We start from the raw sequence: 11,526 nt of genomic DNA, 5'->3' as shown, positions 1-11,526 counted from the left end.
CGCCCGCACCGCACCCCGCTGCAGATCTTCAACCGCGCCACCGACCCAATGCTCCCCGTCGTAAAGCCGCACACCTTCAACGTGCTGCGCCTCCTGGACGAGCAGGACCTGACCAACCATGTACTCGTGATCACAAGTTGGCGAGTCGAACCCGAGGACTGCGCGATCCTCAACAGCTTCAGGAACATCAAGTTAACCGTCCTGGTCACCCATTCCGGCATTGACGACCAGCGGGCGTGTTCCCCCCCGTCGCCCTCACCGGAAAGCTGCTGCCCACGCGGCCCCACAGGCCGGGTGACGGATTCGGGATCCACCCCCACTCCGGGGCCTTCACGTACTCCTCCGACACGTGGTCGCACGCGCCCGGGATGTGCGCGTACTTCGTCTGGGAGACCAGGATCGTGTCCGGCGCGAAGGCGCGCCATTCCTGTCTCTCCGAGGTGGCCCGCCGACGCGCTTGCTCGGCTGTCCTGTCGGGCGGGCAGTCACACACCAGCCCGGGGACGACCTTGCTGCCGCACTCCTCGCAACGCTCTTCCTGCATGCCTCAGTGACCCTAACTCACGTACATCAAGCGGCTTACGTACATCTCGGAGGCCCCTGCTCAGGCCGTACTGGCGATAGCCCTGTAGACGACCTTCCCTTCGTGCTCCTCGAATCCGAGAGCCTGGTAGAAGGCACGCGCGTCCGGATTGACGCGGTCCGTCATCCACTCGACCCGACTGCACCCCGGGCGCGCGTCGGCGATGGCACGCAGCTCGTTCATGAGGCGTACGCCGATGCCCTGACGGCGGAGCGTGTCACGGACGTACAGCTCCTTGAGGAAGAGGGAGTGGGTCGACCCTGCCGAGGGCCACAGGTACGAGTACGCGGCGAGCCCGACGATGTCTCCCGCCTCGTCCTCGACCAGTAGCGCGGAGGCCAGCGGCGGCGACCCGAAGAGCGCTTCCTCCACCTGCGACTGGCGCTCGTCGAAGGGCTGGATGTCGGCATCGGTGGTGCCGTAGAACCGCTCGATCTCCTCGATCAGTTCGGCCACGCCCCGGACGTCGCTCTTCTCGGCGGGGCGGATCGTCACGCTCATCGGCGTACAACTCCTGTCGTTCGTGGTGTGTACGGGGCGGGTTACGGGGACGATGAAGTAGCTGGCCCCAGTGTCCAGCCATGTCGCTGCAAAGAACCCTGGACGTGCCGGATGAGGTACTCCAGGTCTGCGCAGTAGACGGAAGGATTCCGGTACCCGCGGGCCACACTGAAGCGGTGCGGGAGATAGCCACCGCCGCACACCTCCACCACTGGGCAGCTCTGGCACTGCTCGGCGAGGACAGCGTGGCCGCCCTGCCGGTGCAGGAGCTTGGGATGGTGGATGGCGGCGTCGAAGGACTCATTGAAGACGTCGAGCCCGAGCCAGGAGGCGCCCTCCTCGACGGAGCGCAGGGTGTCCACACCCTCGATAGTGCCGTCGGACTCGATCACGACGCTGGAGGGCGGGGCCAGCCCGAGGGTCTCCACCGCACCGCGCGCGCCGGAGCTGAGCGCCACGATGTCCTCCAGCATCCGGACGCTGTGCTGGTACTGGGGCTGGGCGAGCCAGGCGTCGTAGACGCGGCTCATCCACAGCCCGTACTCGGGGACGGTGGGGTCGTGACGTTCCGGCGGGGCCTCGTGGGTCCCGTGCGGCAGCCCGAAGTCGATCACCGGGGGCTCGAACGACGCCAGGTAGTCGTGAACTTCCACCGGATCATTTGCCAGGTCCACCACGGCGAGCAGCCCCGCGAACAGCCGCGGCCTGGACCGCAGCAGCTCGATGCCCCGCACCGCCGAGGCCGCGCTCGACCGGGATGCGTGTGTGAGCCGGTGCCGGTCGTTCGCGGCGGGCGGCCCGTCGAGGCTGACGCCCACGGTGACTGCGTACCGCTCGAAGAGGTCGAGCCACGCCTCCGAGATCAGCGTCCCGTTGGTCTGGAGCTCGAAGAGGACCTCGGTTTCCGCCGGGACGCCGTCCTTCAGCACCCGGAGAAGATGCTCCAGGTGCTGTGGCCCCGCGAGCAGCGGCTCGCCACCATGCAGCACGACGTGGACAGTCCTCAGTCCGTACGTCAATACATGCTCGGCAATCCTCAGGACCGCTGCCCGAGCCACGTCCACACTCATACGCGCCGGCAGACCCTGCCACGCCTGGTCCTGAGAATTGAAGACATAGCAGTAGTCGCAGTTGATATTGCAGCGGTTCGCGACCTTGAGGATGAAGGTATGGAAGGGCGACTGAGGTGACGACGTCATCAAGTGATGGCGGCTACAGCGGCCACGGCCAGATCAGGGAGGCTGCGTGAGCGCCGTCGCCGATCTGGTTCGACGCGGCCTGTTCGGCCGCGAGGCGACGCTGCACACGGGCTGCGACACGGTCCAGGACCTCGGCGCGGGGTCCTGGCTCCGCCGCGTCCGTACGGGAAAACGAAGGAGAGGGAACAGTCGTGCTTGGCGGCATTCAACGCTCCTCGTAATAGGCGCACCGGGCACCAAATATTTATGAACTCGATATGGCACAGAGACAGTTACTGCGGATGACCAGCTGGCAACGTAGCAGTCCCACCGTGCACCACGGCATACCGAAACTGGCCACATGGCCTGGCCCGATGACACGGTCGGAGCACATGTCCACCACATGACCCCACTGGCGGGACCCTGCTCACCCTGCCTGCGCCGCCAGCAACCGTTCGACCTCGCCCACGGCCTCCGCCACCCCCAACTGCCCGTATACGGCGAGGGCTTCCCGCAGTAACTCGTCGGCTCGACCGCGCTCCCCAGCCGCCAGCTCGCAGCGGCCGATCCCCTCCAAGGCACGCGCCTCCTCCAGAGGACACCGAATCTCCCGCGCGAGGCGCAGTGCCTCGCTGAAGTGCACGCGCGCCTCGCCCGACTCCCCCGTGGACCCCAGCAACGTCCCCCAGTGGTTCAACACCTCCGCCTCGCCACACCGATCGCCAAGCTCCCGCAGAATCTCCAAGCTCCGCCCGAGCGCGGCCACGGCGCCCTCTCCGTCCCCGGCGGCTCCACGTGCGGCACCCAGCTCACCCAGCGAGGCTGCCTCTCCGCCTCGGCTACTGAGGTCGCAATAGATGGCCAGCGCCTCCTCCTGCGCGCCCACCGCTTCTGTCGGACGTCCAACCCGCCGCTCCAGTACGCCCAGGTGTCGGATGCTGTTGGCGCGACCGTACTGGTCCCCGAGTTCGGTGTAGTACTCCAGCGCCTGATCGTGAGCCGCGCGTGCGCCCTCGAGGTCACCGGTCAGCCGGTGCACCACGCCCATCTCGTTGAGTGCATAGGCTTGGTGGACCCGATCGTCGAGCTCCCGGTAGATGTCGTACGCCTCACGGTGCCGCCGGGCAGCCAGGCCGTAGTCCCCCATGAGGCAGTGGACGACGCCGAGGTCCCGCAGGGAATTCGCCTCGCCGTAGCGGTCGCTAAGCTCGCGGTAAAGCGTCAGCGCCTCCGTCTGCGTCCCCACCGCCTCGTCGAAGCGGCTGGTTTGCCGGCGCGTCATCGCGAGGTCCGCGAGCGCGTTGGCCTGCCCGAGCCGGTCGCCCAGGTCACGGTGGATGGCCAGGGCTTCTGTCTGCGCAAGGGCGGCTGCTTCGTTGTCGGCCGTCATGTACCAGACGATGCCTACCTGGTTCAGGGCCCTGGCCCTGCCGCGCTGATCACCGACGGCCTCGTACTCCGCCACCGCTTCGTTCAGGTTCTGAGCCGCCTCGGAGTACCTGGCCATGAAGCGGCGTACGACGCCGAGCTCGGCCAGCGCGTCGGCGAGCGCCTGCCGGTCCCCGGTGTGGCGGGCGGCCTCTACGGCGGCACGGTGAAGGCCGGCGGCCTGGTCCCAGGGGCCCGCCTGCCGCAGAAAGGGCGCCATGGCCGCGGCAAGCCGGATGACCATGGAGTGCAGCGCCAGACTGTCTGCCTGCTCAATGCAGGCGAGCACGTTGGCCCGCTCGCTCTCCAGCCACCCCAGAGCATCAGCCCGTGTCCGCAGGGCGGGCACCTCCACGCTCGCCTGGCCGGAGGAGTCGGGCGGAGGCAGAGCGGCCGCGACCGCACCGCCCCGGGCGAGGTGCCTGTTCGCATCGGCGAGAGCGGTCAGGTAGTAAGCGCCCACGCGCTGGACTGCCTGAGCGTGATCCATACCGTCCCCCTCGTCGGCAAGACCGCGGGCGTAGTCACGTAAGAGGTCGTGCAGCCGGTAGCGACTCCCGGGGTTCTCGTCGATCAGATGGTCGTCGTAGAGCGCGTCGAGGTGCTGGCGGGCGTGGGCCACCGAGACCGAGTCAAGCGCGGCACCGACGTACGCATCAATGTCCGCTCCCGGACAGAATCCGAGCCGCCGGAAGAACCGCTGCCGTTCTGGTGGAAGATCCTGATACGAGAGGCCGAACGTCGCGGCCACCGCGCGGTCCCCGGCGCGCATCTCCCCCAGCCGGTCCTGTGCCATCAGCAGCCGCGCCCGCAGATCTTCGGCGCTCCATGCCGGATGATGCCTCAGCCGTGCGGCGAGCAGGGAGACACCCAACGGCAAGTACCCGCAGAGCCGCATCAGTTCTTCCAGTACATCCCCATCGAAACTCTCCGCCGGCCGTCTGCTGAGCTGCGTGAACAGCGAGATCGCGTGATCCGGTGGCAGGGCCTCGACCGCCAGGACCACCTCTTCGTGCACCGCCAACCGCTTGCGACTGGTCACCAGGACGAGACAGCCGATCCCGCCAGGAAGCAGCGGCTCCAGCTGCCGGTAGCTGGCCGCGTTGTCGAGGATGAGCAGCGCCTTCTTGTCGGCCAGCCGGCTCCGCCACATGGCGGCCCGAGCCTGTGTGACCACCCCTGTGTCGTCCCCGACCGGTATTCGCTGCGTGGGCACCCCCGTGGCGGCCAGGAGCGAGGCAAGCGCATCAGTAGCCTGCACCGGGCTCCGCCCTGGGGTGTGCCCGTTCAGGTTCACGAAGAGCTGCCCGTCCGGAAACCGATGCGCCAGCACATGCCCGGCATGCACCGCAAACGTCGTCTTCCCGACTCCCGGCATCCCGTCGATCACGTGCACCGGCAGCGACTCGCCACTCCCCTGGGAGGCTTCCACCGAACTCACCAACCGCGAGAGCTCCTCCGACCGGTTAGTGAACGCCGCGGCGTCCCGCGGCAGCGACCGCAGTACCAGGGCCGCCCCCGGTGGCCCCGTCCCATCGTCCGGCCGGACGAGCGGCTCCGGACCATTCTCCGGCGTGCCGACGTCCGCCAGGGCCGCGAGCAATGCGGACAGACCAACCAGCACCGCTCCCAGCATGGCGAAGGACAGCCAAGGGTGCCGCTGCATCCACCCGAGCCAAGAAGGCCAATGCGACTCCTCCGACACGGCGTTCGTGACGAGCCCCACCAACATCGTCGTCGCCGCACCACCGCCGGCGACAACGGCGATCGCTATGCCCCGCCGCATCCTCATGAGCGCACCGTCTCCGCGCAGATGGAAACGTATGCCGACACCACCCCGGCAAGGTGATCGGCGACCATCACCTCACGGTGGTTGGGCTGGAACCGCACACACAGAACTGCCCTGGACACGTAGACAACCCCCAAGATCGATGCCGCAACCGGTCAAGCGCATCAGCCAGCCCGGCGGCTGGTCAAGGACGCCTCAGGCCAAGCAGCAATACGATCAGCCGACTCCCCGGGTAGCAGATCACTCTGGGCACGCCCATGAGGCATGCCATGTCATCCAGGCCGCGTCCGCCATCCTCCCCCGCCCCAGGCCCGGACGCTCCTCATCGCGCCCCGCGTCTGGGGAGTGCCACAGTCTCGCGCGGCTTGCTTCGCCCTCTCAACGGGCGACGCCGACCTCGGCGACCGCGCCACCGGCCTCGTCGCCAACGACTCCACTGCCCTCTGGGAAACCCTGTCTGCCAACCCGCCCGGCAAGGTCTGCCTGGTGGCCGACAAGCCGGCCCCGAGCTCCTCCCTGACCTTGTCCTCGCCAGCCGACCACCTGCTCCACACATATCGTGCCGCGTCCGTCGTCCTGCACCTCAAGCTGTACCCGTACTACGCCTCCGACGCCACCACCACCACCGACACCCTGGCCTGCCTCCACCGCCTGACCACCGCACCCCCGGCTACGCAGCGGAAATCGGCAAGCGCCTGCGCCAGGCCATCACCACCGGCCGCCTCACTCTGCGCGCCCACCCCTTCTCCTGCGCCCCGCTCCCTACGCGGACATGCCCGCCGACCTCCACGAGGACTTCGCCACCGCCACCCTGACGGTCATGAAGGGCGACCTGAACTACCGCCGCCTCGTCGGCGACCAGGACTGGCCGGCCACAACCCCGTTCGCCGACGTCACGTCGTACTTCCCCGGTCCGGTCGCGGCTCTGCGCACGCTCAAGTCGGACGTCATCACCGGCCTGGCGCCGCAAGCCGTGCAGGAGCTGGAAGTTACCGGGCCCCAGTGGCGTACCAGCGGCACGCACGCCCTGGTCGAGGTCAACTCATAACGCCCGGGGTCGTCCTCAACCGGGCCACGGCCGGAGCCTGTCAGCCCTCAGCCAGCTTGATGCGGGCGAGGATCTCAGCGATCTCCTGAGTGTCCTCGTGGTTCGGCCCGTACACGAGGTTCAGGTCCTCGTGCAGCGGCTGGAGGACGTCGAGAGCATTGGGGACCCGGTTCTCCGCGAGGAGGAGCATGCCGATGCTGCGCCGCAGATCCAGGGCCTCCGGGGAGGCATCGCCGTCGGCTTGGCGGATCTGGTCGAGGACGTCCTGGAACTGACTCAGAGCGGCTGTGGACTGGCCGAGTTCGGCGCGGCAGTAGGCCGCCTGGCGGCGGCATTCCAGGGTGTCCGTGCTGTTCGGACCGGCGGTGCGCGCATACGCCGCGGCCAGGGAATCGAACTCCGACAGGGCTCGGCGGAAGTCGCCGCCGACGATCAGGACTGCAGCGCGGCGCTTGCGGATCCACAGGACGCGCGGATTCTCCGCGCCGAGGCCCGCGGCGGCAGCTCCAGTCACGTCCTGGAGTACTTCCGCCGCCTGTGCGAAGCGGCCCTCGTCCAGGAGCGCGTCGCACTGGGCGATCGCCGCTTTCATCGATTCGAGTACCTGCGCGGCGGCGGGGGCGGGGTGTGCGGACAGGTCGAGGACGGTCGGCGCGGGCGCAGGCGTCTGGGGTTGAGGCTGGGGCCGCGGGGCATAGGGCCGACGGTAGAGCATTGTGGGGTCCGGAGTGTGGGCCGGACCGCCTTCCTCCGCCGGATGCTGCTGCCCGGGAAGCGGGAGGAAGGGAAGCAGCGCTTCGTAGACCTCCTGGGCGTGCGCGGGGCGGTCCTCGGGCTTCTTCTCCAGGAGGGCGAGGGTCAGCCGCTCCAACGGTTCGGGCGCGTCGGGGCGCATCTGCCGCAGGGGCGCGGGGGTGCCGTAGACCTGCTGGTGCATCAGGTCGAATTCGCTGCCGCCCTCGAAGACCGGCAGGCCGCAGAGAAGTTCGTGGAATACGGAGCCGAGTGCGTACAGGTCGCTCTGCGGCGTCGCCTGGGCTGCCTGGACCTGCTCGGGTGCCATGTACTGGCTTGTGCCGACCGGGTTGCCTGTGGAAGTGATGCGCGTGACACCGGTGCGCAGGATGGCGGCGATACCGAAGTCGAGGACTTTCACGGTGCCGTCCTCGGCGACCATGACATTGCCCGGCTTGAGATCGCGGTGGACGACCGGGAGTGCGTGCGCGTGCGACAGCACAGTGCAGATCTGGGCCGCGATCGCGCAGGCCCAGGTGACCGGCAGGGGCTTCTCCGGCTGGATGTACGCCCCCAGGGAGATGCCCTGCACCCACTCCATCACGAGGTACAGCTCCTCGGTGGACTGGTCGAGCACGGCGTCGTAGACCTGGGGGACACCTGGGTGCTTGATCCGGGCGGTGACTCGTGCCTCTCGGCGGAAGCGCCGGGCCAGTTCATCGGATCGCTCGACGGAGGTGATCACATCGGGACGGATGCGCTTCACCGCGACCTCACGGTCCAGGACGATGTCGTAGCCCCGCCAGATCCGGCCCATGCCGCCGCCGGGCACCTCGTGGGTGAGCTCGTACCGACCGGAGATTGGTTGAGGTTGCACACGTCCCCCGTGCTGGTCACCTGCGTCTTGACACGTCTGAAGCTAACCGCTCTGACGCGTTCAGTGTGTCGGGTGTGACAAGTGATCGTCCAGACATGCAGCCAGGCCTGGCCGAAACCGTACGTTTCACGGTCAGCGGGCAGGCCCGGCGGCTGTCCGGAGCCTCGGGTCAGGCCACGTCGTCGAGGCCGACGGACTCCCGGATCATGCGCCACGCGGCGCTGCGCGCACTGCGGTTGAGCGAGCTGCGGAAGTCCGGCTGCGGACTGAAGTACTGGCGGCCCACCTCCGCGGTGAGAGTGATGTGGTCCATCATCTTCTCCTCGAAGACCGGCTCGAAGACGTGCCCGAACTTCTCCTCCGACTCGTTGCCCAGCGCGGCCTGCCGTACGTCCTTGTCGGCTATGGCCTCCTCAAAGGCGGGAAGGACGTCCTTCGTGGTGAGCCCGGTGCCGAACTTGTCGTTGAACCGCTCGATCAGCTCCGAGAGCAGCGACTGCTCCGGCTCCTTGGCACCGCCGGAGCCGTCTCCCATGCCCTTCATCAGGGCGGGCCCTTCAGCGGTCAGGCTCTTGTCGTGCTCACCGGTCTTCTGCACCTTCAGATGGGTGAGGTCGACCTGGCCTATGTCCACCCCGGCGTCCTCGCGGCGCGGCAGCCGGTTGAGCAGGTGGCGGCCGAAGAGGTGGAGGCGCTCCAGTTCCGGGTCGTTGTACGGCACGATCTGCGCGAGGAAGCCGTACATGCGCACGTAGCCGTTGAGGTCGGCCCGGAAGTCCTCGGCTTGCTTCAGTTTGTCCTTGTCGCCCTCGTCTTCCAGTAGTTCGGCGAACCGGTCCCGGGCAGGGTCGGTGAGCCGGTACAGCTCGGCGTGCAGCCTCTCCCACTTGGCGGTGTTGCCGGCCGCCTGATCCTGGGCGGCCAAGTACGCCTCGACGAATGCCTCCATCTCCGCGTCCACGACGATCTCCGCCTTCATAACCTTGCCCTGCGCGGTGTACAGCAGGTTGGGGTCGCTGGGCAGCGTCATGGCCTGTGCGAAGTACGGGATGAAGGCACCCTGTACGTCGTCGGCGTCGTTGACGAAGTCCAGAACGGCGAGGTCACCCTGGGACTTACGCTCGGCCGTCCGGTTGAGCCGGGAGAGCGTCTGCACGGCGGAGACACCGCCCAGCTTCTTGTTGACGTACATCGTCGTCAGCAGCGGCTGGTCGAAGCCGGTCTGGTACTTTTCCGCGACCACAAGGATCCGGTACTCCGGCTTTCCGGGACCGCCACTCTTGATGCTCTTGTCGTCGGCCCGAGTGTAGGCGAACGCCTTCGGCAGCGCGCTCTCGGCCAACCCGCCGTTCTCCTTCGACTCGGTCCGCTCGTCCCCGTCGTAAGTCAGCGTCCCAGAGAACGCCACCAATACACCGATGCCCTGGTAGTCACGGTCCCCGATGTACTTCTTGATCGAGCGCGCCATTTGCACCGCGCTCTGCCGGGAAGCCGTGACGACCATCGCCTTGGCCCGGCCGCCGAGACGGCCGACGGTGTGCTCCTTGAAGTGCTCGACGATCACCTGCGCGTGCTGGGCGACGGTCGAGGCATGGGTCAGCGCGTACCGGGCGAGGAGCGGGTTCGCCTTCGCCCGGTCGACCTCCCGGTCGTCCGGGTTCTTGTTGACCAGTTTCCAGTACGTGTCGTACGTGACGTAGTTCTTCAGCGGGTCGAGGATGAAGCCCTCCTCGATCGCCTGCTTCATCGAGTACGTGTGGAAGGGCCGGTAGGTTTCCTTCCCCTCAACCATGTCGAGCGTCCCGAACAGCTCCAGGGTCTTCGCCTTCGGCGTCGCGGTGAACGCGAAATAGGACAGGTTCGGGCTCTGCCCGCGGTCCGCGGCGTTCTTCTTCAGCCGGGCCTCGGTGCTGCTCGCTTCCTTCCCGTCATCCTCCGCCTCGACCTCTACGGCTCCGGCGTCCTCGGAGTCCGCATCCAGACCGAGGTCGCGCAGAGTCTTGCGGACGGCGGTGGCCGCGTCACCGGACTGCGAGGAGTGCGCCTCGTCGATGACGATCGCGAACCGCCGGCCCTTGATCTCTGTCGGCGTGCGCTGCAGGTAGTCGATGAGTGCCGGGAAGGTCTGCAGCGTCACGATGACGATCTTCCCGGTCTCCTGGGAGAGCGCCGCGGCGAGCTGCTCGGACTTCGACCCGCCCTCCTTCTTCACCTTCACCACCAGGCCGGCGGTCTGCTCAAAGCTACCCACCGTGTCCTGGAGCTGGCGGTCCAGGACGGTGCGGTCGGTGATGATGACGACCTTGTCGAAGACCGGCTTGCCCGGGAACAAACCTGCCGCCACCGCGTCCGGGGCGAGCGTGGAGGCGTCGGTGAGGGTGTGCAGGGACGACAGCCGGTGGGCCAGCCAGGCGATGGTGTTCGACTTGCCCGACCCGGCCGATGCCATCACCAGGTAGTTGTGCCCGGACCCGTGCCGGGCGGCGTGCGCGGTGAGCTCGCGCACCGCGTGCCACTGATGGAAGCGCGGGAAGATCAGCGACCTCTTCGCCTTGCCCTCGCCGTCCTTCTCCTTGTGGAGGTGGACGAACCGCTCCAGCAGCTCCAGCCAGTTGTCCCGCTGCCAGATCTGCTCCCACAGGTACGAGGTCGCGTATGTACCCGGCTCGGTCGCGGATGGGTTCCCTGCACCACCTGGGTGGCCGGGCCCCTCCGAGCCGGTGTTGAACGGGAGGAACCACGTCTTCTCGCCCCGCAGCTGGGTCGCCACGAAGACCAGGTCCGGGTCAACCGCGAAGTTCGCGACCACCCGGCGCGTGAAGATCAGCTCACTGGGGTCGCGCTCGGAGCGATACTGCTTCTTCGCGTCCTCCACGTCCTGCCCGGTGAGCGGGTTCTTCAGCTCGGCGGTGGCGAGCGGGATCCCGTTCAGGAAGAGGGTGAGGTCGAGCCGATGGCCGCGGTCCGCCTGCTTGGTGGCGTACTCCAGCTCCCGGACGACCGTGAGCCGATTGCGGCGGTAGTTGGCGAGGATCGACTCGGACTCGACGAGCGAGGGCTTGAAGTACGCGAGCCGGATCCGGACACCCTGGTCCTTGACTCCATCACGCAGCACTTGGAGCACACCGCCGTCAGCGTCAGCGATCGCCCTGTCGAGCCGCTTCACAAACCCGCGCTGGGCGGCGTTCGGATCTCCGCCGTAGTAACGGAGCAGCTCGTTCCACGCGGTGGGCTGGGTGGCCCCGATGAAGGTGAACAACTGGTTGGTGTCGAACCCGAGCTCGGGCCGGTATCCGGTTGGGCTCGCCTCTTCCCAGCCGTGCTCGCGCATAGCCGCGACTATGGCATCGCCGAAGGCGGACTCGTGATGGACAGGGCTCATGATGC

The 11,526-nt window shown here is 67.7% G+C and carries 7 protein-coding genes; 1 reads left to right on the top strand and 6 read right to left on the bottom strand.

Features of this window, described 5'->3' with window-relative positions:
- Positions 1-604 precede the first annotated feature (604 nt).
- The 4 genes from haaN to haaT form a co-directional block, all read right to left on the bottom strand.
- The gene (haaN, locus tag J7I98_RS28970) at positions 605-1,084 is read right to left on the bottom strand and encodes a cyclophane-containing RiPP N-acetyltransferase HaaN (protein WP_214927989.1); all 480 of its coding nucleotides are present in this window, start codon (positions 1,082-1,084) and stop codon (positions 605-607) included.
- 41 nt (positions 1,085-1,125) lie between these two features.
- Complete coding sequence (locus J7I98_RS28965) at positions 1,126-2,283, bottom strand: FxsB family cyclophane-forming radical SAM/SPASM peptide maturase (RefSeq protein WP_214927988.1); 1,158 nt, start codon at positions 2,281-2,283, stop codon at positions 1,126-1,128.
- A gap of 13 nt (positions 2,284-2,296) precedes the next feature.
- On the bottom strand, positions 2,297-2,488 hold the full coding sequence (haaA, locus tag J7I98_RS28960) for a HaaA family cyclophane-containing RiPP peptide (RefSeq protein ID WP_214927987.1): 192 nt from the start codon (positions 2,486-2,488) through the stop codon (positions 2,297-2,299).
- 201 nt (positions 2,489-2,689) lie between these two features.
- Positions 2,690-5,482, bottom strand: a complete 2,793-nt coding sequence (gene haaT, locus J7I98_RS28955; RefSeq protein ID WP_214927986.1) for a cyclophane-containing RiPP biosynthesis TPR protein HaaT — start codon at positions 5,480-5,482, stop codon at positions 2,690-2,692.
- A 769-nt stretch (positions 5,483-6,251) separates the two neighbouring features.
- Between haaT and J7I98_RS41410 the strand changes: the two genes are divergently transcribed.
- Positions 6,252-6,527, top strand: coding sequence for an ARMT1-like domain-containing protein (locus J7I98_RS41410; protein WP_251021357.1), 276 nt, complete (start codon positions 6,252-6,254; stop codon positions 6,525-6,527).
- A gap of 40 nt (positions 6,528-6,567) precedes the next feature.
- Here J7I98_RS41410 and J7I98_RS28945 read toward each other — a convergent pair whose 3' ends face one another.
- Both J7I98_RS28945 and J7I98_RS28940 read right to left on the bottom strand, forming a co-directional pair.
- Positions 6,568-8,139: a serine/threonine-protein kinase gene (locus J7I98_RS28945; RefSeq protein ID WP_214927985.1), complete on the bottom strand. Its 1,572-nt coding sequence runs from the start codon at positions 8,137-8,139 to the stop codon at positions 6,568-6,570.
- Positions 8,140-8,308: 169 nt separating this feature from the next.
- Positions 8,309-11,521: a type I restriction endonuclease subunit R gene (locus J7I98_RS28940; protein WP_214927984.1), complete on the bottom strand. Its 3,213-nt coding sequence runs from the start codon at positions 11,519-11,521 to the stop codon at positions 8,309-8,311.
- Positions 11,522-11,526: the final 5 nt, after the last annotated feature.

This window comes from Streptomyces sp. ISL-98 (assembly GCF_018614055.1).
Taxonomy (GTDB): Bacteria; Actinomycetota; Actinomycetes; order Streptomycetales; family Streptomycetaceae; genus Streptomyces; species Streptomyces spiramyceticus.
The sequence above is the reverse complement of the archived record's forward strand: the minus strand, read 5'-3'. Positions and strand labels throughout refer to the sequence as shown.

Bases quoted from the DNA above. Each gene is read 5' to 3' on its own strand.
- haaA (WP_214927987.1), bottom strand. From the start codon at position 2,488: ATGCCGCCAAGCACGACTGTTCCCTCTCCTTCGTTTTCCCGTACGGAC.
- haaT (WP_214927986.1), bottom strand. From the start codon at position 5,482: ATGAGGATGCGGCGGGGCATAGCGATCGCCGTTGTCGCCGGCGGTGGT.
- J7I98_RS28965 (WP_214927988.1), bottom strand. From the start codon at position 2,283: ATGACGTCGTCACCTCAGTCGCCCTTCCATACCTTCATCCTCAAGGTC.
- J7I98_RS28940 (WP_214927984.1), bottom strand. From the start codon at position 11,521: ATGAGCCCTGTCCATCACGAGTCCGCCTTCGGCGATGCCATAGTCGCG.
- haaN (WP_214927989.1), bottom strand. From the start codon at position 1,084: ATGAGCGTGACGATCCGCCCCGCCGAGAAGAGCGACGTCCGGGGCGTG.
- J7I98_RS41410 (WP_251021357.1), top strand. From the start codon at position 6,252: ATGCCCGCCGACCTCCACGAGGACTTCGCCACCGCCACCCTGACGGTC.